The following is a 19,505-nucleotide window of genomic DNA, read 5'->3' on the forward strand; positions in this document are numbered from 1 at the left end:
CAGGCCGATGGCCTGCACCGAGATTGAGTCAGAGCCCCTTTTGGACGCCGATCAGGGGTCCCGATCCCGAGCCGATTGACACGCCGGGAAAGCCGCAGCAGAACGGCTTCGTCGAGAGCTTCAACGGCCGGCTGCGCGACGAGTGCCTGAATGAGGATGTGTTCGCCAACCTCGCCGAGGCCCGCACGACCATCGAGCGCTGGCGGCTCGACTACAACCTCGTCCGGCCCCACTCGGCGCACGGCGGCCTGACACCGGATGCGGTTCGCCAGGACCCCGCGGCCGGCCGGCTCCGCCACACCAACCGCTCCGCCGGCCGCCCGCTACCGTCGGCGACGGAGGTCCGCTATCAAAACCAAGGGCTCTCACAATGATCGAGGGACCGGAGCGGGGCACGTCACCGATGACCTGCTGGCAATCCAGCGCCGCAATTTCTACCAGCTCCGCGCCGATGTCAGTCATCGGGGCCACTATTCCCATGAATATTGCATGGCGACCTCGGTCGAGCGGGACAGCCCCACGTATCAGGACATGACCGGGGACGCGGAGGACGCCGTGATCGAGGCGCTGCGCGATCTCGCCCGCTGGCTCTACCGGCAGCTCGAACGCGAATACGAATATCTCAGTTCGGACGAGGCCGTGGACGAGACGATCATCGCCAACCAATACACGTTCACCGAAACCGGACGCCGGTTCGGTTGATCTCGGCGGCTACAGGGGCGGCTACAGGACCGGGCGCACGTCCGTCTGCACGAAGTCCTTGCCGACATAAAGCAGCGGGCAGTCGTGCTCGCTCGCGACCTCATAGGAGAAACAGTCGCCATAGTTCAGCGAAGCCGGGTGGATGCCTTTGCCCCATCGGCCATAGGCATCCGCAACCCGGCGCGCGGAGGCGGCCGTGACCGATATGACCTCGAAGCCGAGGCCGGAAATCAGCGCGCCAATCTCTTCGCCGACATTGCGCCGTCCTGCCACGATCAAGGCTTCCGCTACAGTCCCGGCGGAGATCAGCAACCCATCAGCCTGCTCGATAGCCGTCATGCAGGCTTCGCCCTGCGGCTCGTCCAGCACGATCGCCATGAGGGCCGACGTATCGACGGCGATCACGCGGGCATCCCGTCATCGCCATAAAGAAAGTCCTGGCTGCGCGCGGCATCCGGTCCCGGCAGAGCCTTGGCCGCAGCCGACGCCCTGACTTTCTCCATCAATGCGCGCCGCCCCTTGACGCCGGGCGCCGCCGCGACGGCGACCAAGCGCACGATCTCATGGCCGCGACGGGTCAGGATGACCTCATCGCCGGCTTCGGCACGCTTCACCAGTTCGGTGAGCTGCCCCTTCGCCTCGCTGACAGACACGCGCATCGCACACGCTCCTTTGAATTCTTCCCGCATTTCCATTGCAGAAGATGGTCCATGATATGGTCCAAGTCAAGAATGGAAGTGAGAGGGAGAGAGTGGCCGGGACGGGTTTGAGCCCGTCCGGTCCGAGAGAGAGCGCCGGCGGGCTTGCCCGTTTCCGCTCTCCCGAGGACTTCCCAATGAACACTTTGCTTCCTCTCGCCGATACGCTGCCGGCGACGCCGCTCGCTGCGCCCGGCGACACCGCCGCCGCTGTCCATGCTGCCGCCCTCCTGAAGCCGGCGCGAACCTCAAGGATATCGGCCTGCGCGTCCTGCAGCGGATTGACGCTCTCGAACTTCGGCGGTCCCCATTCGGCGAGGATCTCGACGCCATCCGGCAGCAGGCCCTGCGACTGCGCCCGCTCGATGAACCAGCGCCAGATCGGTTCGCAGAACATGGGGATCACGGTCTGCCACTGGATCTGCTCGACCATGCGCCGGAACTCGTTCAACCCGGCGCGGGTGGATGAGAAATTCGCCTGGCTCAGGTCGCCGGTCATCAGCGCGTAGGGTGCCCGGAACCCGGCCGCGATGATGTGAAGCTGGGTGCGGTGCCACTCGTAGACGCCCGCCGTCGAGGCGGGCTGGTTGAACTTGATATCCTTGCCGCCGCGGGCATAGGCGATCAGGCCCGGCTCGAACTGCTCGACCCGGTTGCCGTCGGCATCCTGAATGACCGGGGCGATGCCCTGCTGATCCTCGTCCGCGCCGAACACGATTCCGACCAGACAGGCTTCGGTCTTCTTCCGCACCAGTTCGGCGGTCTGCCAGTCGTCAACGTCGCGGATCGCCCGCATGGCGGGCGTTCCCCATGGGGTGCCCCGGCTCTGGACGCGCTGGCGCTCGAACAGGTGCGCGACCTGAGCGGCATCGACCCGCACCGATTCCAGCCGCCGGGTGAAGATCGGGGAATTGCCACCCGGATGGTCGGGGAACATCCAGTAGGCCCGCCGCCGCCCGTTGCTGTCGAACTCAATGCCCTGGTCGATCCTGACGCCATCGGCGCGATTGTCGAACTTCGCGCCGTCGAGGTGAGGGTGAACATCTTCACGTCGGCATAGCGCATGCGTTTGTAGATGCTGGCAATGTCTTTCTGATCCCGGCTGATCCGATCCAGCGCCTCGGCCATGATCAGGTCGAAACGGCCGCGGGCGGAATCCATGATCAGCGCCTGGATGCCAGCGCGCTGGATCATGCTGGAGCCGGAGATGGCGTGGTCGGAATATTCTTCGACCACCGTCCAGCCCTCCCTCTCGGCCCGCAAGCGACACATGCGGAACTGGTCGGCGATGGGTGCCTCGCGCTGGTTGTCCGAGGAATAGCGGGCGTAGATCGCGACCTTCATTGCACGCCTCCCTGAAGCATCAGGAGGTGCGGGCCCGAAGTCGCTTCGTCATCTGAACTTCTTCGGCGTAGCACTCCCGCGCCGCCTGCCTTGCAAGGAAGTCGACCAGACGCAGCAGGCGCGGATCGGGGGTGCCGCGCGACGTAAACGTCAGCTCCGGTTCTTCCAGCATCAAGGATTCGAGCAGCGCTTCGCGCGCGCTCCTCTTCATCATTGCTCTGTTTCCGGGGGCTCGCAAGGTCATACCTTGCAGAATTCGCCGGAAGATCAGTATAATCAATTGAAATAAAAGGCGTATTTTCGGCGGAAAACGGCGCATTACCGGAAGCTGCCGCGAAGTCTGGCGAAGTCCTTCGCGCCACAGCATACGGAACATGCTCAGGGTAATCCGTGGCATTTCCCGGTTTTGCTGTGCTCTGGCGCGTGACTGGCGGCATCGCCGCATCCCTTGTTTGCAAGGCAGATATCGGCTATATGTCAGGATATAATACGGAGGTTCGCCATGAGCAACGCCGCACAGAAGAGAGCGATCGAGAATTACCGCACGCGCCTGACGCAGCGCGGCTACAAGCGCTTCGAGGTTCTGGCGCTGGAATCCGACCGCGAGCTGATCAGGTCGCTTGCGCGCCATCTGGCGGAGGAAGGGCCGGAAGCGGAGCAGGCCCGGCAAGCCGTCAGGGCGCTGGTGTCCGGTGAGCCGCCGAAGTCCGGTGGCATCCTCTCCGCGCTCCGCCGATCGCCCCTGGTCGGGGCCGACCTCGACCTGTCGCGCCCGCGCGAGGAAGGGCGCAGGGTCGACCTGTGACGCGCTATCTTCTCGACACCAACATCATCAGTAACGTCATCAAGCCGCAGCCATCGGAACCGCTGCTGGCATGGTGGGAAGAGCAGCGCGATGAAGACTTCTTCATCTCCACGCTCACCATAGCCGAAGTCCGGCGTGGTATTCTGGAAAAGCCGCGCGGCAAGAAGCGGGATGCGCTCGAAACCTAGTTCGCCGGACCGGAAGGCCCTCAGTCGCTGTTCGCCGGCCGCATCCTTGCGTTCGACGACAAGGCGGGCCTGATCTGGGCGCGGCTGATGGCGGAGGGCAAGGCCGCGGGCCGCCCGCGCAGCGCGCTCGACATGATCATCGCCGCCAGCGCAGGCGCGAACGACTGCGTGATCGTTACGGACAACGAAAAGGACTTCGCCGGGCTGGAGTTCATCAATCCCATGCGCGCCGGTAGTTGAGTCCAGCTCTTCCCGAAAATGATTAATGCAGCGCGCTACGGCGCGCTTCTTTGTTTCTGGAGGTTGCTCAGGGCGCTGCCCTCGCGCGGAACAAGAAAACTCTTCGGCCTTTCGCGGCATAACCGGCCCGCTCCCCGCAAGCGCGGGCCCCTCCAATTATTCCACGGTGCCAAAGACTTTCCTTGCACCTTGCTTCCCCGGTCTCGCCGACGGGCAAGGGTTCAGGAGCGGCGCTTCGCTACTCTGAATCCCGACCCCAAAGGAAACAGAACCATGACCGGCAACGCCAACATCCGGCGTCGGTCCGCCGCCGATGATCACGGCTTCCATCTTCTCCGGCATGCTGACGGCGCCCGTGCTCGCGGCCCGCGCCCCGAACGGCGCGCGCGCCGTTCGGCCGGCACGATCGCCGGCCATCGACCATCGCCCTCCCGCTGACGTCCGGCGGCCACCCCATGCCGACCTCCGCACAGACGTAGCCAGAGCCGCTCACCACGGGAGCGCCCGGTTGCATCGCATCGCCGACAGCGATCGACGCGGCAGCCAGCGTCCCGAGACACTCCGCCCATAGCGCAAGACCCACCGCGGCTTCGCTCAATCCGGCTTCTATGACGCGTCGACCACCGTCGCGCTCGCCGCCAACGTCTCGCCGCGCCTCACAGAACCCTCCAGATTTTCTCTTCGTCATGGCTCCAGTCTCTCAAGAGTTGGAGCCTCCGGGAAACCCGGCGCGGTTCATCGTGTGCAGCGAGGAGGCCCAGCGGCAACCCGACCTGCAACTGGTGCTGGGGCCTTGGCCGGGTCGCCCGTCTGCTTACCGGCCGAGCGCCGATCATGCGTGGTCGCCATGCCGAACCTTTCCGTCGCCACCGATGGCGGCGTGCCCCCCCGCGCAAGGCCCTGCGCGAAAGCTGACCAAGCCGCCGCCGCGCATAGGGCGAACCTCTGACTGTTCCAGCAGATATTGCAAGCCTCTCAATCCGTATTCTGGGAAAGTCGGATCGGTGTATGGTCTTCTCGACGAGAGTGATCGGCGGTCCGCCATGCCGGCTTGCGGGCATCGTCGGCCCTACCGGCCGCTGATGTCGTGCAGCGATCACCGTCGCGGCGCAATGACGTTCAGGGAGGTAGAGTGAGCGACATCATTTTATCCGCACGGGGTCTGACCAAGAGCTTTGGGGGGTTCAAGGCTGTGGACGGCGTGGACCTGGATGTGCGTCGCGGCACGATCCACGCACTCATCGGTCCCAACGGGGCGGGCAAGACGACCTGCTTCAACCTGTTGACCAAATTCCTGCAACCCACGTCCGGCACGATCACCTATGACAGTCAGGACATCACGCAGGACAAGCCGGCGGGCATCGCCCGGAAGGGGTTGATCCGCTCATTCCAGAATCTCGGCGGTTTTTCCGCACCTGACCACGCTGCACAACGTGCGCGTCGCCTTGCAGCGCAGCCGGGGCGACTCCTTCGACTTCTGGCGGTCGGAACGGGTGCTGAACAGCTTTAACGCCCAAGCGTGCGAATTGCTGGATGCCGTTGGCCTGTCCGAGTTCGCAGGCCGCACAGCGGTCGAGCTGTCCTATGGCCGCAAGCGCGCGCTGGAGATCGCGACCACCCTGGCGCTCGACCCCAAGGTCATGCTGCTCGACGAGCCGATGGCCGGCATGGGGCGAGAGGACGTCGAGCGGACCGCGGACCTGATCCGCCGCGTGTCCAAGGATCGCACGATCCTGATGGTGGAGCACAACCTGTCGGTGGTGGCGTCTCTTTCCGACCGTATCACCGTGCTCGCGCGCGGCAGGGTTCTGGCCGAGGGCGACTATGCCACGGTCTCGAAGGATCCGCGCGTGATCGAAGCCTATATCGGATCCGGGGGTGGCCATGCGCACTGAAGACGGGGGCGGGACCCCCCTGCTTAAGGTCAGCGGGCTCGAGGCCTGGTATGACGAAAGCCATGTGCTGCACGGCATCGACTTCGAGGTCTACGAGGGCGAGGTGGTCACACTGCTGGGCCGCAACGGCGCGGGCAAGACCACCACGCTGAAGTCGATCATCGGCGTGATGGGCAAGCGCAAGGGCTCGATCGTGTTCGACGGCGTCGAGACGATCGACATGCCGTCGCGCAAGATCGCGCGACTGGGCGTCGGCTTCGTCCCCGAGGAACGCGGCATCTATTCGTCGCTTTCGGTCGAGGAGAACCTGATGCTGCCGCCGGTGGTCAAGCCCGGCGGCATGGCGGTCGACCAGATCTTCCAGTTGTTCCCGAACCTGAAGGAGCGCATCAACAGCCAGGGCACCAAGCTGTCGGGAGGCGAGCAGCAGATGCTGGCCATCGCCCGCATCCTGCGCACCGGCTCGCGCTTCCTGCTGCTGGACGAGCCGACCGAGGGCATCGCCCCGGTCATCATCGACCAGATCGGCGCGACGATCCGCAAGCTGAAGGCCGAGGGCTACACCATCATCCTAGTCGAGCAGAACTTCATCTTCGCGCAGACCGTCGCCAGCCGGCACTATGTCGTCGATCAGGGAAAGGTGATCGACATGATCGCGAACGAGGACATGGAGCGGAACATGGACAAAATTCATTCCTATCTGGGGGTCTGACCGGTGTTCGAACTGTTGGGAATTCCGCCACAGGTCCTGTTCGGCCAGTTGCTTCTGGGACTGATCAACGGATCGTTCTATGCCCTGCTGAGTCTCGGGCTGGCGGTCATCTTCGGGCTGCTGAACATTGCGAATTTCGCCCATGGCGCGCTCTACATGCTGGGCGCCTTCGTCGCCTGGATGGGGCTGACCTGGCTGGGCATCAACTACTGGTTCGCGCTGATCTTCTCGCCGCTGGTGGTCGGGGGGATCGGGATGGCAATGGAGCGGTTCCTGCTGCGCCGCATCGCCGGAATGGACCACCTCTACGGGCTGCTCCTGACCTTCGGCATCGCGCTCATCATCCAGGGAGTGTTCCGCAACTACTTCGGCGCCTCGGGGCTCCCCTACGCGATCCCGCAGGCGCTGCAGGGCGGATTCAATCTCGGCTTCATGTTCCTCCCCACCTATCGCGGCTGGGTGATCCTGATTTCGGTCGTGGTGTGCTTTGGCACCTGGTACCTGATCGAAAAGACGTCGCTCGGGGCCACGATGCGCGCAGCGACGGAGAATCCCGTGCTGACCCAGGCGCTGGGGATCAACGTGCCGCTGCTCGTCACGCTGACGTACGGCTTCGGCGTCGGGCTCGCGGCGCTGGGCGGCACGCTGGCGGCGCCGATCTACTCGGTCAACCCCAACATGGGCAATGACATCCTGATCGTCTGCTTCGCGGTCGTGGTCATCGGGGGCATGGGCTCCATCCTCGGCGCGATCGTCATGGGCTTTCTGCTCGGGCTGCTCGAGGGCCTCACCAAGGTGTTCTACCCCGAGGCCTCGGCGATGGTCATCTTCGTGGTCATGGTGCTGGTCCTTCTGGTCAAGCCCGCAGGCCTATTCGGCCGCGCCGCCTGAACTCCGGCAAGCAAGGACAAAGATATGGAACCCATTGCATCCGCCGAGGCACTTTCCGAGGAAACTCAGGGCACCGCTGCACTGCATCGCAACGTCATGGTCGGCATCGCCATCGCGCTGCTGGTCGCGCCGTTCCTGCTCTATCCGATCGTGGTGATGAAGGTGCTGTGCTTCGCGCTGTTTGCGCTCGCCTTCAACCTTCTGCTGGGCTACGGTGGGCTGCTGTCCTTCGGACATGCCGCCTATTTCGGGCTCGCCAGCTATACCTGTGCCTATACGGCCAAGAACCTAGGCCTGAGCCCAGAATTGTCGATCCTGTCCGGGACCGTGGCGGCGGGCGTTCTCGGCGTGATCTTCGGAAGCATCGCCATCCGCCGCCAAGGCATCTACTTCGCCATGATCACCCTGGCTCTGGCGCAGATGGTCTATTTCCTATCGCTGCAGAATCCCCAACTGACCGGGGGCGAGGACGGGATTCAGGGCGTGCCGCGGGGCAGGCTGTTCGGGCTTGTGGACCTGAACAACGACATGAACATGTACTTCGTCGTCGCCGTGATCTTCATGGCGGGCCTGCTCCTGATCTATCGGACCATCCACTCGCCGTTCGGTCAGATCTGCAAGGCGATCCGTGACAACGAGCCCCGCGCCACCTCGCTCGGCTACTGGACCAACCGCTACAAGCTGATGGTGTTCGTCCTGTCGGCGACCCTGGCCGGGCTCGCAGGCGCCACCAAAGCGCTGGTTTTCCAACTCGCCTCGCTGACCGACGTCTACTGGGCGATGTCCGGCGAGGTGATCCTGATGACGCTGATCGGCGGCCTCGGCACGATGTTCGGCCCGATCGTCGGCGCGATCATCATCATCGCGCTGCAGACCTACCTGGCCCCGCTGGGAGCCTGGGTGACGGTCATCCAGGGCGCGATCTTCGTCGCCTGCGTGATGGTCTTCCGCGACGGCATCGTCGGCCGGATAGCCCAACTCATTCGGAAGCCGCTGTGACGGCGCATGCACATCGCGACGCACACACACCTGCAGGGAGCAAGAACATGATGGGAAGATACCTACTGGCGACGGCCCTGGCGACGATGGCCGCAACGGCCGGGCAGGCCAGCTCGGTTGATGGAGAAGTCCGGCTCGGCGTGCTGACGGACATGTCCGGCACCTATACGGACGTGGCCGGGACCGGCTCCGTGGTCGCGGCGCAGATGGCGATCGAGGATTTCGGCGGCGAGGTCCTGGGCAAGCCGATCCAGTTCATGTCGGCCGATCATCAGGGCAAGCCCGACCTCGGCTCGTCCATCGCCCGCGAGTGGATCGACAGCAACAAGATCGACATGATCTCGGACCTGTCGAACTCCGCCGTCGCGCTGGCCGTGCAGGGACTGGCCAAAGAGAAGGGCGTCATCAGCATCATGTCCAACGGCGCCACGGAGCTGGCGACGGGCGAGCAATGTTCGCCGACGGGGGTGCAATGGACCTATGACACCTATTCGGCAGGCAAGACCATCGCGACCGCGCTGGTCAAGGAGCCGGGCGACAGCTGGTTCTTCGTCGTGATGGACAACATCGCCGGGGAATCGCTCCAAAAGGGGACCGAGCGGTTCATCATTCCCCTTGGCGCAACCGTCGCAGGGTCGGTCAAGCATCCCATCAACACGGCCGACATGTCGTCCTATCTGCTGAGCGCGCAGGCTTCCGGGGCCAAATACGTCGCCTTCGGCAATGCCGGGGCCGATCTGGTCACGGCGGTCAAGCAGGCCAATGAATTCGGCCTTACCGCCGGCGGCCAGAAGCTGGTCGGCATCGTGACCTTCCTGACCGACATCAAGGCCATCGGCCTGGACCTGGCGCAGGGCATGGTCTATGCGACCGCCTTCTTCCCCGACCAGAGTCCCGAGGCGCGGGAATGGTCCGACCGCTTCTTCGAGCGTCACGGCGCCATGCCGAATGACGGGCAGGCGGGGGTCTATTCCTCGGTCCTGCATTACCTCAAGGCGGTCGAGGCGGCGGGCACCGACGAACCGGCGGCAGTAATGGCGAAGATGCGGGAGATGCCCGTCAATGACATGTTCACCAAGAACGGTGTCCTGCGCAAGGATGGCCGGATGGTGCACGACACCTTCCTGGTTCAGGTCAAGACGCCCGAGGAATCCACCGGACCCTGGGACCTGGTGAAGCTGGTCGAGACCATTCCGGGCGACCAGGCGTTCCGCCCGCTGGAAGAGGGCGGCTGCCCGCTGGTCACGCAGTAACGAAAAGGGGGGGACTGCCCCGGCCAGCCACCCTGAGCAGTCCCATGTCGAAAGGCAAAACGTGAGCGACGCGACAACTCATAGGCAGGGTCGGTTCATTCGCCCGGCGGTCCACGAGGTTCGCTTCGGATCGGGCTGCATCGGCCAGCTGGGGCAGGTGCTGGAACGTGACGGCATCCGCCGCGCCGTGGTCGTCACCGGGCGGACGCTGGCGAATACGCCCGCGCTTCTGGATGCGGTGGCGGGGGCGATGGGCGACCGCTGCGCCGGGGTGTTCTCGGACACCCGGCCTCATGTGCCGCGCGACACCGCTCTGGCGGCCGCCGCGTTCATGCGGGAACGTGGTGCCGATGCGGTGATCAGCTTCGGAGGCAGCACGCAAAGCGATACGGTCAAGGGCGCGGTCTGGGCGCTGGCCGACGATCTGCGCGCGCCTGCCGATTTCGATGCCTGCGCCATCCGCTTCGAATACCCTTCGACCAGGATCGCGCCCCCGATGAAGGGGGCGGCTCTGCCGATCTATGCCGTGCCGACGACACTCTCGGCGGGCGAGTTCACCGACATCTCGGGCCTGACCGATGCAACCCACGGGGAAAAGCACCTCTATCAGGACCGCAAGCTGGGTGCCCGCACGGTTCTGCTGGACCCCGAACTGACGCTGGGAACGCCGGAATGGCTGTGGCTGTCCTCGGGCGTGAAGGCCGTCGATCATTGCGTCGAGGCCTGGTTCTCGATCACGGCGCAGCCGATGACCGACGCGCTGGCCGCCGAGGGGCTGGCCGCGCTGATGCGCTGGCTGCCCGTGACCCGCCAGCGGCCTGATGATCTGGAGGCGCGGCTGCACTGCCAGATCGCGGCTTGGCTGTCGGTTTCGGGCCTTGCGAATGTCAGCTTGGGCCTCAGCCACGGGTTGGGGCACCAGCTGGGCGGGCGCTGCAAGGTGGCCCATGGCCATACCTCCTGTGTGTTTCTGCCGCAGGTTATCGGCTTCAACGCCGAGGTGACCGCTGTGCGCCGCGCCGAATTGTGCCGGCGGCTGGAGGGCGCGCTGGATCAGTCGCTGCCGGCGGAGAGGCTGCAAGACCGCCTGCGCGCTCTGATCGGGGGCGAGCTTGGCCTGCCGACCCGGCTGCGCGAACTGAATGTCTCGCGCGAGGATCTGCCCTTTGTGGCGCGATCCGCCCTGCGCGATCCGATCGTGGCGACCAATCCTCGGCCGATCCGCTCGGCCGAGGAGGTCCTGTCCGTCCTTGAGGCGGCGTGGTGAAACGCAGGGAGAATACCATGTCTGACCGTCCCGTGGATACGCTGACGCCGCTGAGCGGCATGCAGTGGAACCCGCTGCCAGGCTTTCCGGGGATCGAATCCCTGACACTTGCCGACAATCTGGACGAGGCGAAGAAAGTCGGCCATCGCACGCGGCTGGTCCGTTTCGCGCCCGGCGTCGAGACGACAAAGCCGCTGATCCATGACTATCACGAGGAAGCCATGCTGCTGTCGGGCGATCTGTCGGGCATCCGCGAGGCGGAACGCTTCGGGCGCTTTACCGAAGAGGCCTATGTGCATCGCCCGCCCGGAACCCCGCATGGCCCGATCCGCTCGGAGGGCGGCTGCGTCCTGCTTGAGGTCCAGTATTACGCATGACCGGTCGGTCTGAAACGAAGTCGCATTGAAGGAAGGTCGTCGATGGAATCCAGGGACAGTGAGCCGCAGCGCGTCGGTCTTACAGGCCTTCGCGTGCTTGACCTTGGCCGCTACATCGCCGCGCCCTTCTGTGCCCAGATGCTGGCCAACGAAGGGGCCGAGGTCATCCGTGTCGAGCCGCCCGAAGGGGCGACCGACCGCGAAGTGATGCCGGTGGGTATCAGCGGGCGTGGCGGTCTTTATCTGCAAGTCAACAACAACAAGAAATCTCTGACTCTGGATTATGCCAGGCCCGAGGGCCGTGCGGTGCTGGAGGATCTTATCCGCACGGCCGATGTGCTGGTGGTCAACCTGCCGGGCAATGCCTTGAAGAAACTGCGGCTGGACTATGAGACGCTGCGGCAGATCAAGCCCGACCTGATCCTGACCACGATTTCCGCCTTCGACCCGGAGGGCGAAAGCCGCGACAAGGTGGGTTTCGACGGCACTGGGCAGGCGCTGAGCGGGGCAATGTATCTGACCGGCGCGGGCGAGCGGCCCTATCGCGCCTCCATCTCTTATGTCGACTATGCCACCGCCATGTCGGCGGCCTTCGCTACCATGGCCGCGTTGCTTGAACGCCGGATCACCGGGCAGGGCCAGCATGTCCAATGCTCGCTTCTCGGCACGGCGATGACGATGATGAACCCGATGCTGATGGAGGAAGCCTCGGGCTTCCGTTCGCGCAGACCCATCGGCAACCGCAGCCCCATCGCCGGACCATCGGACCTGTTCCGCACAAAGGACGGCTGGATCATGGTGCAGGTCATCGGCGACGTGATGTTTAAACGCTGGGCCGAATTCATCGGCAAGCCCGAACTGGTGGGTGATCCGCGCTTTGCCACGGATTCCGACCGGGGTGAGAATGGCGAGGTCCTCAGCGCGATCCTGGCCGAGTGGTGCGCCGAGCGCAGCGCGGACGAATGCCTTGCCGCATTGGCCGAGCGGCGTCTGCCGGCCTGCCGTTGCCTCTCCCCGGTCGAGACTTTGGAACTGGACGCCTTCCGCGACTATGTCGAGCCGATCCCGCTGGATGGGGCGGGCAAGACCGTGCCGCTGGTCACGCGCTCGGTCCTGACGGCGATGACGGGGCGCAACGACCGCCTGCCCGCGCCGCATCTGGGGGCCGATACCGCCGAGATTCTTGGCTCGGTCGGGATTGACACCAGCGAGATGGACCGGCTGCGCGCGGCCGGAACTATCTGAAATCACCGAGGGGAGAGACGAGATGGGTAGATTGGACGGCAAGGTCGCTTTCGTGACCGGCGCCGGTGGCGGAATCGGCACCGAAATCTGCAAACTGTTCATCGCCGAGGGCGCGTGCGTTCTGGCGGGCGACGTCCGGCTGGACATTGCCGAGGCTGCCGCCGAGGCCAGCGGAGGCGGCGACCGGATCATTCCCGTCGCGCTGGATGTGACGGATGGCGACAACGTCCGCGCCGGACTGGCGCGCGCCGCCGAGGCGTTCGGCAAGATCGACGTGCTGTGCAACGTGGCCGGCGGCTCGACCCCCCACGACGCGCGGGTGACCGACGCGCCGGAGGAAGAGTTCTGGCGGGCGATCAAGCTGGACCTGTTCGGCACCTTCCTCGTCTGCAAATACGGCATTCCCTATCTGCAAAAGGCCGGAGGCGGATCGGTCATCAACTTCTCGTCCATGGTGGCGATCATGGCGCTGACCGACCGCGATTGCTACACGGCAGCGAAGGGGGGCGTGCATGCGCTGACCCGCTCGATGGCGCCGGAATATGCGCCCGACCGCATCCGTGTGAACGCCATCGCGCCGGGCTTGACGGTTTCCGAACGGGTGCGCGGCCTGATCGACGAGCGTGAGGAGTTGCGCAAACTGGCCGACCAGTGCCTGCTGGGGCCGTGCGAGCCGATCGATATGGCCCATGTCGCGGTCTATCTGGCTTCGGACGAGTCGCGGCACACGACAGGGCAGGTCATCCCGGTGGACAGTGGCGTCACCATCTACTGAGCGGCTTTCCCTGCCCGCCATGCCGGGCAGGGAGACATGGGGGGGAAGCCTTGAAGAACAGGACAGCACTGGTGACCGGCGGGGCGGGAGGCATCGGCAAGGCCATCGGCGTCGCATTGAAGCGGGACGGCTGGGATGTCGTCCTGACCGACCTGTCGGACAATCTGGAATCCGCGGCTGCCGAGATCGGCGCGGATTTCCGCCATGGCAACGTGACCGACCGCGAGGCCATGCGCGCGATGGTCGAAAGCTGCGACCGCCTTGGTGCGCTGGTCAACTGCGCCGGGATCGCGACGCTGACTCCGTTTCTGGAGATGGATCTGGCCGTCTGGCAGCGCATCATGGAGGTGAACCTGAACGCGCCGCTGCATCTGTCGCAACTGGCGGCGCGGCGGATGGCCGAACTCGGCGGGGGGGCCATCGTCAACATCACCTCGATCTCGGGACTGCGGGCGGGGGCTTTGCGGACCGCCTATGGCACCTCCAAGGCCGCGCTGATCCACCTGACCCGGCAGATGGCGCTCGAGCTGGCGCCGCTGGGCATCCGCTGCAACGGCGTGGCGCCGGGGCCGGTGGATACCGAACTGACCCGGGGCCATTACGACGAGGCCGCGCGCAACGAATACCTGCGCGCCATCCCGCAGGACCGCTTTTCCTCGACCGAGGATATCGCGGAGGCGGTGGCCTTCCTGTGCTCGGACCGGGCCGCCAGCATTACCGGCCAGAATCTTGCGGTCGACGGCGGTTACAGCTCTGCCGGGCTGGGCGTGCCGACGGCGCAGGGCATGTATCATCAGGCGTAAAGGTTGGCGGCATTTGGGATGGTTCGGTCGGCGTGGATAAAACGAACGTAAGGTAGTTCACTGGCGGGGAGCCGGTGGATATCGGGGATGAGAAATGCTGAGAATAGTCGCGGGGGTTGATCGGATCAGCCGTCGTCGCGCATCTGCACGCGACCCCGAGTTCATGGAAGAGTTCCAGTCGGCCAAGGCGGAACTGGAAGCCGCCGTCGCGGCAAACGAACCCGTGGAAACATGCCCGCAGCCATAGGAATAGGCATCTGCTGATAATGAACGGATTTGTGGCGGGTCGAGGGCCGGTCGCACTTGATCGCATCAAGGAACGGGTAACATGCCGGACAATCAGCAACTCAAGGATAAATTCGTCGGCCTGCATGGCTACTGGACCGACGACCTGGCGGTCGCGCTGGAAACGGATGCCGATTTCTTCGGTGATTACCTGCAAATGGCGGAGGTCGCGCTTGGCGCGGAACATCTGGACCTCAAGATCCGGCATCTGGTGCTGATCGCGGCCAATGCCGCGGTCACGCATCTGAACGGCGATGCCGTTTCGCAGCATGTCGGGGCCGCGCTGGACGTTGGCGCGACCAAGGAGGAAATCCTCGAAACGTTGCAGATCGCATCGGTTCTGGGCATCCATTCCTATACCGAGGGTGCGCCGCTGCTGCTGGATATGCTGGCGCAAAGCGATGACCCCAAGCTGAAAGACGCCTTTCCGCGCGGCGAAGCCTATCAGGCGGTCAAGACGGAGTTCGCCGACAAGCGCGGCTACTGGAATGATCTGCTGGACGCGATGGTCCGTACCTCGCCGGAGTTCGTCATGGGCTATACGGCGTTTTCCTCGACCCCGTGGCGCAAGGGCACGCTGTCGCCGATGGTGCGCGAACTGCTCTATGTCGCGATCGACAGCTCGACCACCCATCTCTACAACCCCGGCAGCCGCATCCACGGCAACAATGCCCTGCGCTACGGCGCAACGCCCGAGCAGGTGCTTCAGGTCATGCAACTGGTGGTTCTGATCGGAATGCAGAGCTTCCTTGTCGGCACGCCGCGCCTGTTGGCCGAGATAGAGCGGCGCGGCAAGAGCTGAGCCGTGAGAAGGAGACTGCATCGCCTGTCAGCCGAATGACAGCCACCCTCTCCCAGTTTCCCAAAAGGTGAACAGCATGAGCAAGGGAACCGCAATCGTCACCGGCGGCGCGGGCGGCCTGGGGCTGGCGATCAGCGTCGCGCTGAGAGACGATGGCTGGAGTGTCGTCATCCTCGATCGCGCGGAGGCGCTGGAGGGGTTCACCCCGCCTGAGAGCATTCGTGCCGAGGCGCTGGATATCACCGATTTCGACGCCTGCCGGGCCTGGTTCGCGGGGCTGGAGGAACTGTCGGTGCTCATCAACAACGCCGGCATCGCCAAGCTGGCGCTGGTGCGCGAGATCTCGATCGAGGAGTGGCGGCGTGTGCTGGACGTCAACCTGACCGCGCCGATGCTGCTGACGCAACTGGCCGCCGACCTGCTGGTGAAAAGCGGGCATGGCGCCATCGTCAACATCGCTTCGATCGCGGGCGTCCGGGCCAGCTACGGGCGCGTGGCCTATGGCGCGTCGAAGGCGGGTATGCCTTGCCGAGGCCGGAGAATGCGTCGACCGCAACGGAGCAGACATGAAACATACATCCCGCACGCTTGCCGACCGCGCCTCGATCAAGGATGCCATGACGCGATATGCAAGGGGCATCGACCGTCGGGACTGGGAACTGGTGCGCACGGCGTTCTTCGAGGATTTCGACCAGCCATCATGGTGACTTCAACGGCAGCCGCGACGAATTCATCGAGTGGATCAGCGCGTCACAGGACAATCGCGCGCTCGGCCCACTACCTGTGCAATTGCACTATGGATTTCCAATCCGATGACCGGGCCGTGGTCGAAACCTATTTCATCGCCAGAATGCGGATGGGTCCCGAGGCCGGGGGGCATCGCGCCATGCTGGTCGACGAGGGCAACGACAAGGCGCAATCCGACCTGATCGTCGAGGTCTGCGGCCGCTACGCCGACCGCTTCGAGAGGCGCGACGACGAATGGCGCATCGCGCGGCGCATCACCATCTTCGATTTCTCGGAGTCGCGGCCCGCGCCTCCCGCGCAGGACAACCAGACCTGGGCGCATGGCGTCCGTGGTCCCGCCGACCCGCTTTATCGGCACTACGATCCGGCGTCCTGAAAAACCCCGCGTGCTGCGGCGAATCTCGATTGCCTTGCATCGTGGCCGGCTTTCGGTCCTGTCTCGACCCCCGCTTCGAGTTGTCCGGCAGTGGAAAGGGTGGCCGCGGCGCGCAGCGGGATGCTGGTGCAGTCGAGATCTGCGGACAATCGGAGCGAAGCGCCAAACTTCAGGAGGGTAAAGGCTTGGCCGATGGCAGGTATTGCGGCTTCCGTGATAGGCTGTGCGGCAAACTGCGCTATCGATTTTTACCTATACGCGCCGGCAGACCATCGGCGCGCCTTTATCGTCGCGGGCAAGGGGGTGGCACATGACTGACAGGATTGGTTTCATCGGGTTGGGCCAGATGGGCGGCTCGATGGCCGAGCGTTTGATCCGCGACGACACGGAACTGCATGTCTATGACGTGTCGCCCGAGGCCCGGGATCGCTTCGTCGCTTTGGGGGCTATCGCCCATGGTTCGCCCAAAGAGGTCGCGGATGCGGCCCCCATCGTTCTTGCCTGCCTTCCCAAGCCAGAGATCAGCGCAGAAGTCGCCCATGGCGCCGACGGCGTGATCCACGGCGGCGCCATCCGCGTCTATGCCGAGATGTCCACCATCGGCAAAACCGTGATCGAGGAACTGGCGGAAAAGCTGGCCGGCGCGGGGATCGTCATGGCCGATGCCCCGATCAGCGGCGGCCCCCCCGCCGCGCGCGAGGGACGGCTGGCGATGATGCTGTCCGCGCCGCAGGACGCCGTCGATCAGGTCTCGCCGCTGCTGGCGCGGATCGGGCGGCAGGTCTATGTGGTCGGCGACCGCGTGGGCCAGGCGCAGATCATGAAGATCGTGAACAACATGGTGATGGCCGCGAACATGGTCGTGGCCTCGGAAGGGCTGGTGATCGGGGCGAAGGCGGGGCTCGATGCCGGGGCGATGATGGAGGTCCTGCGCGCGGGCACCGGCCACAGCGCGGCGGCCAGCGACATCCTGGCCCGCGCGGCCCTGCCCGGAACCTTCGATTTCGGCGCCCATCTCTCCATCGTGGAAAAGGACATGCGCCTCGCGGTGAAGGAGGCCGAGGCGCTCGGCGTGCCGATCCCCACCATTGGCCGGGCCGGGCAGGTCTGGACGGATGCCGTCAAGGATGGCCGGGGCAGCGAGGATTTCAGCGCGATCATCAAGTCGGTCGAAATTCCGGCGGGCGCGGTCGTGCGCCTTGCGGGCGCGCCGCGCTGAGGCAAAAGGAGGCTGATATGCTGGATCCCGCAATCGCTGCCGTCGTCGAGCAACTGAAATCCCAAAAGGCGCTGCATGATCTGACGCTGGAAGAGATGCGCTCGTTCATGCCGCCCCTGCCGATGGAGCAGCGCCGCCCCGTGGCCTCGGTCCGCGACACCGTCACGACAGGAGGTGTCCCTGTCCGCCTGTATCAGCCCACCGAACGCCGAAACGACTGGCTGCTGGTCTATTTCCACGGCGGCGGCTTTTCCATCGGGTCGATCGAGACGCATGACAACGTAGCGCGTGATCTGTGCGAGACGCTGGGCTGCACGGCGATGTCGGTCGAATACCGGTTGGCGCCCGAGCATCGCTTTCCCGCCGCGCCCGACGATTGCCTCGCCGCCGTTCGCTGGGCGGCAGAGAATGCGGCGGAACTGGGGATTTCGCCCGATCATATCGTGCTGGCGGGCGACAGCGCCGGGGGCAACCTTGCCACGGTGACCTGTCTGCGGCTGCGCGACGAAGGCGGGCCGAAGCCACTTGGGCAGATCATGATCTATCCGGTGACGGATCACTACGACCCCGCGACGCAATCCTATACCGATTTCGCCACGGGCTATCTGCTGACGCGGCAGGCGATGATCCGGTTCTGGGACCTCTATCTCAACGACGCCTCGGAAAGGCATCATCCCCACGCCGCCCCGATCCGGGCCGACGACCTGTCGGGCCTGCCCCCGGCGCTGGTGATGACAGCCGGATACGATCCGCTGCGCGACGAGGGTGAAGCCTATGCCGCCCGGCTGCAAGAGGCCGGCGTTCCGGTCAAGGTGATCCGCTATGACGGGTTGATCCACGGCTTCACCCGGATGACGACCACGATTTCGGCGGCCACGGCGACGCTGGAGGACATTCGGGCCTGGGCCGAAACCCTGCCCGACGGACGCACGACACGAAAGGACCGACCCGCTTCGATGGACGAGCCCACGCTTGCCTTGCTCGAGGCCGTGCGCAATCAGCCGGTTCCGCGCTATCTGTTGCCGATTGCGGAAAGCCGGGCCGCGATGGAGGGCTTCGTCAACTTGTTCTCGAAGGGGGCAGATGTCGCCCGGCGCGAGTTGTTCGACATCCCCGTCGAAGGGGGCAGTATCGAGCTGCGCCTTCTGGTTCCCAACGCTGCGCCGCGCGCGGTCATTGTCTATATCCATGGTGGTGGCTGGGTTGCCGGAAGCAATGCGGTGTTCGAGCCGATGGGGCGCGACATGGCGGTGGCAACGGGCTGCGCGGTGGCGATGGTCTGCTATCGCAAGGCGCCCGAACATGCCTATCCGGGGCCGCTGAACGATGCCTGGGCCGGGTTCAACTGGGTCGCGGAACGGCGGGGCGAGCTGTTCGGCTCGGAGCTGCCGATGGTGGTCGGCGGCGACAGCGCCGGGGCCAATCTCGCGACCGTGGTCGCGATGCGCGATCTTGCGACGGGTGCACCGCGCCTTGTCGCGCAGGTTCTGATCTATCCCGTGACGGACTCCGATTTCGAGACGGCTTCCTACCTGGATCCGGAAAGCCAGCTGATGCTGCCGCGCGACGCGATGATGACCTACTGGAACCATTACCTGCCCGACGAAGCCCGGCGGAGCGAGCCGGAAGCCTCGCCCTTGCGAGCGCCGGACCTGACCGGGATGCCGCCCACCGTCCTGCTGACCGCCAGCACCGATGTCCTGCGCGATGAGGGCGAGGCCTATGCCCGCCGCTTGCGGGAGGCCGGGGTTCCCGTGGCTTTCCGCGAATTCGAAGGCCAGATCCATGGCTTCGCGATGATGGTGGGCCTGCTGCCCGGAGCGGCGGACGCCATCGCCTATATCGCGGAGGAACTGGATAGAATTCTCGCGCGATAGGTTTG

At 65.0% G+C, this 19,505-nt stretch carries 20 protein-coding genes and 6 pseudogenes; 21 read left to right on the plus strand and 5 right to left on the minus strand.

Annotated features, from left to right (window positions below; translation table 11 throughout):
* Nucleotides 1-83: 83 nt before the first annotated feature.
* Both QM699_RS01045 and QM699_RS01050 read left to right on the plus strand, forming a co-directional pair.
* A pseudogene (locus QM699_RS01045) lies at nt 84-374 on the plus strand (integrase core domain-containing protein); the annotation flags it as partial.
* Nucleotides 375-402: 28 nt separating this feature from the next.
* A pseudogene (locus QM699_RS01050) lies at nt 403-702 on the plus strand (antitoxin of toxin-antitoxin stability system); the annotation flags it as partial.
* 21 nt (nt 703-723) lie between these two features.
* Here the strand turns inward: QM699_RS01050 and QM699_RS01055 are convergent.
* From QM699_RS01055 to QM699_RS01075, 5 genes and pseudogenes are all read right to left on the minus strand, one after another.
* The gene (locus QM699_RS01055; RefSeq protein WP_415009424.1) at nt 724-1,107 is read right to left on the minus strand and encodes a type II toxin-antitoxin system VapC family toxin; all 384 of its coding nucleotides are present in this window, start codon (nt 1,105-1,107) and stop codon (nt 724-726) included.
* Nucleotides 1,104-1,361, minus strand: coding sequence for a type II toxin-antitoxin system Phd/YefM family antitoxin (locus QM699_RS01060; RefSeq protein WP_415009425.1), 258 nt, complete (start codon nt 1,359-1,361; stop codon nt 1,104-1,106). Before QM699_RS01060 ends, QM699_RS01055 begins: the two co-directional genes overlap by 4 nt.
* Nucleotides 1,291-2,406 (minus strand): annotated as a pseudogene (locus tag QM699_RS01065) (phage portal protein); the annotation flags it as partial. The pseudogene QM699_RS01065 and the gene QM699_RS01060, both read right to left, overlap by 71 nt.
* Nucleotides 2,407-2,480: 74 nt before the next feature.
* A pseudogene (locus QM699_RS01070) lies at nt 2,481-2,744 on the minus strand (recombinase family protein); the annotation flags it as partial.
* 19 nt (nt 2,745-2,763) lie between these two features.
* Nucleotides 2,764-3,120, minus strand: coding sequence for a hypothetical protein (locus QM699_RS01075; protein ID WP_415009426.1), 357 nt, complete (start codon nt 3,118-3,120; stop codon nt 2,764-2,766).
* 126 nt (nt 3,121-3,246) lie between these two features.
* Here QM699_RS01075 and QM699_RS01080 point away from each other — a divergent pair, with 126 nt between their 5' ends.
* From QM699_RS01080 to QM699_RS01170, 19 genes and pseudogenes are all read left to right on the plus strand, one after another.
* Nucleotides 3,247-3,549 carry a hypothetical protein gene (locus QM699_RS01080; protein ID WP_415009427.1) on the plus strand — a complete coding sequence of 101 codons (303 nt, stop codon included), beginning with the start codon at nt 3,247-3,249 and terminating at the stop codon, nt 3,547-3,549.
* Nucleotides 3,546-3,737: a PIN domain-containing protein gene (locus QM699_RS01085; RefSeq protein ID WP_415009428.1), complete on the plus strand. Its 192-nt coding sequence runs from the start codon at nt 3,546-3,548 to the stop codon at nt 3,735-3,737. Before QM699_RS01080 ends, QM699_RS01085 begins: the two co-directional genes overlap by 4 nt.
* 87 nt (nt 3,738-3,824) lie before the next feature.
* Nucleotides 3,825-3,977, plus strand: a complete 153-nt coding sequence (locus QM699_RS01090) for a type II toxin-antitoxin system VapC family toxin (RefSeq protein ID WP_415009429.1) — start codon at nt 3,825-3,827, stop codon at nt 3,975-3,977.
* A gap of 1,132 nt (nt 3,978-5,109) precedes the next feature.
* A pseudogene (locus QM699_RS01095) lies at nt 5,110-5,872 on the plus strand (ABC transporter ATP-binding protein).
* Entirely contained in the window at nt 5,862-6,584 is a 723-nt protein-coding gene (locus QM699_RS01100) for an ABC transporter ATP-binding protein (RefSeq protein ID WP_415009430.1), read from the plus strand. The pseudogene QM699_RS01095 and the gene QM699_RS01100 overlap by 11 nt, the downstream one beginning before the upstream one ends.
* A gap of 3 nt (nt 6,585-6,587) precedes the next feature.
* Complete coding sequence (locus QM699_RS01105; protein ID WP_415009431.1) at nt 6,588-7,475, plus strand: branched-chain amino acid ABC transporter permease; 888 nt, start codon at nt 6,588-6,590, stop codon at nt 7,473-7,475.
* 24 nt (nt 7,476-7,499) lie between these two features.
* Nucleotides 7,500-8,474, plus strand: coding sequence for a branched-chain amino acid ABC transporter permease (locus QM699_RS01110; protein ID WP_415009432.1), 975 nt, complete (start codon nt 7,500-7,502; stop codon nt 8,472-8,474).
* Nucleotides 8,471-9,727, plus strand: coding sequence for an ABC transporter substrate-binding protein (locus tag QM699_RS01115; RefSeq protein WP_415009433.1), 1,257 nt, complete (start codon nt 8,471-8,473; stop codon nt 9,725-9,727). Before QM699_RS01110 ends, QM699_RS01115 begins: the two co-directional genes overlap by 4 nt.
* Nucleotides 9,728-9,788: 61 nt before the next feature.
* Complete coding sequence (locus QM699_RS01120) at nt 9,789-10,994, plus strand: iron-containing alcohol dehydrogenase (RefSeq protein ID WP_415009434.1); 1,206 nt, start codon at nt 9,789-9,791, stop codon at nt 10,992-10,994.
* 17 nt (nt 10,995-11,011) lie between these two features.
* Nucleotides 11,012-11,371 carry a cupin domain-containing protein gene (locus QM699_RS01125; RefSeq protein WP_415009435.1) on the plus strand — a complete coding sequence of 120 codons (360 nt, stop codon included), beginning with the start codon at nt 11,012-11,014 and terminating at the stop codon, nt 11,369-11,371.
* Between the two features lie 42 nt (nt 11,372-11,413).
* Complete coding sequence (locus QM699_RS01130; protein ID WP_415009436.1) at nt 11,414-12,616, plus strand: CaiB/BaiF CoA transferase family protein; 1,203 nt, start codon at nt 11,414-11,416, stop codon at nt 12,614-12,616.
* A gap of 31 nt (nt 12,617-12,647) precedes the next feature.
* The gene (locus tag QM699_RS01135) at nt 12,648-13,391 is read left to right on the plus strand and encodes an SDR family NAD(P)-dependent oxidoreductase (RefSeq protein WP_415009437.1); all 744 of its coding nucleotides are present in this window, start codon (nt 12,648-12,650) and stop codon (nt 13,389-13,391) included.
* The gene (locus tag QM699_RS01140) at nt 13,283-14,194 is read left to right on the plus strand and encodes an SDR family NAD(P)-dependent oxidoreductase (RefSeq protein ID WP_415009438.1); all 912 of its coding nucleotides are present in this window, start codon (nt 13,283-13,285) and stop codon (nt 14,192-14,194) included. The genes QM699_RS01135 and QM699_RS01140 overlap by 109 nt, the downstream gene beginning before the upstream one ends.
* Before the next feature lie 328 nt (nt 14,195-14,522).
* Entirely contained in the window at nt 14,523-15,281 is a 759-nt protein-coding gene (locus QM699_RS01145) for a carboxymuconolactone decarboxylase family protein (protein ID WP_415009439.1), read from the plus strand.
* Between the two features lie 76 nt (nt 15,282-15,357).
* Nucleotides 15,358-15,792: pseudogene (locus QM699_RS01150) on the plus strand (SDR family NAD(P)-dependent oxidoreductase); the annotation flags it as partial.
* A gap of 106 nt (nt 15,793-15,898) precedes the next feature.
* On the plus strand, nt 15,899-15,988 hold the full coding sequence (locus QM699_RS01155) for a hypothetical protein (RefSeq protein WP_415012660.1): 90 nt from the start codon (nt 15,899-15,901) through the stop codon (nt 15,986-15,988).
* Complete coding sequence (locus tag QM699_RS01160) at nt 15,982-16,404, plus strand: nuclear transport factor 2 family protein (RefSeq protein WP_415012661.1); 423 nt, start codon at nt 15,982-15,984, stop codon at nt 16,402-16,404. Before QM699_RS01155 ends, QM699_RS01160 begins: the two co-directional genes overlap by 7 nt.
* A 310-nt stretch (nt 16,405-16,714) precedes the next feature.
* Complete coding sequence (locus tag QM699_RS01165; RefSeq protein ID WP_415009440.1) at nt 16,715-17,623, plus strand: NAD(P)-dependent oxidoreductase; 909 nt, start codon at nt 16,715-16,717, stop codon at nt 17,621-17,623.
* A gap of 17 nt (nt 17,624-17,640) precedes the next feature.
* Nucleotides 17,641-19,500 carry an alpha/beta hydrolase gene (locus QM699_RS01170; RefSeq protein ID WP_415009441.1) on the plus strand — a complete coding sequence of 620 codons (1,860 nt, stop codon included), beginning with the start codon at nt 17,641-17,643 and terminating at the stop codon, nt 19,498-19,500.
* Nucleotides 19,501-19,505 lie beyond the last annotated feature (5 nt).

Source organism: Amaricoccus sp., assembly GCF_047602525.1.
GTDB lineage: Bacteria > Pseudomonadota > Alphaproteobacteria > Rhodobacterales > Rhodobacteraceae > Amaricoccus.

Coding starts and splice junctions, on each gene's coding strand:
- QM699_RS01060 (WP_415009425.1), bottom strand. CDS start 1,361: ATGCGCGTGTCTGTCAGCGAGGCGAAGGGGCAGCTCACCGAACTGGTG.
- QM699_RS01075 (WP_415009426.1), bottom strand. CDS start 3,120: ATGTTCCGTATGCTGTGGCGCGAAGGACTTCGCCAGACTTCGCGGCAG.
- QM699_RS01080 (WP_415009427.1), top strand. CDS start 3,247: ATGAGCAACGCCGCACAGAAGAGAGCGATCGAGAATTACCGCACGCGC.
- QM699_RS01090 (WP_415009429.1), top strand. CDS start 3,825: ATGGCGGAGGGCAAGGCCGCGGGCCGCCCGCGCAGCGCGCTCGACATG.
- QM699_RS01100 (WP_415009430.1), top strand. CDS start 5,862: ATGCGCACTGAAGACGGGGGCGGGACCCCCCTGCTTAAGGTCAGCGGG.
- QM699_RS01110 (WP_415009432.1), top strand. CDS start 7,500: ATGGAACCCATTGCATCCGCCGAGGCACTTTCCGAGGAAACTCAGGGC.
- QM699_RS01125 (WP_415009435.1), top strand. CDS start 11,012: ATGTCTGACCGTCCCGTGGATACGCTGACGCCGCTGAGCGGCATGCAG.
- QM699_RS01130 (WP_415009436.1), top strand. CDS start 11,414: ATGGAATCCAGGGACAGTGAGCCGCAGCGCGTCGGTCTTACAGGCCTT.
- QM699_RS01145 (WP_415009439.1), top strand. CDS start 14,523: ATGCCGGACAATCAGCAACTCAAGGATAAATTCGTCGGCCTGCATGGC.
- QM699_RS01155 (WP_415012660.1), top strand. CDS start 15,899: ATGACGCGATATGCAAGGGGCATCGACCGTCGGGACTGGGAACTGGTG.
- QM699_RS01160 (WP_415012661.1), top strand. CDS start 15,982: ATGGTGACTTCAACGGCAGCCGCGACGAATTCATCGAGTGGATCAGCG.
- QM699_RS01165 (WP_415009440.1), top strand. CDS start 16,715: ATGACTGACAGGATTGGTTTCATCGGGTTGGGCCAGATGGGCGGCTCG.
- QM699_RS01170 (WP_415009441.1), top strand. CDS start 17,641: ATGCTGGATCCCGCAATCGCTGCCGTCGTCGAGCAACTGAAATCCCAA.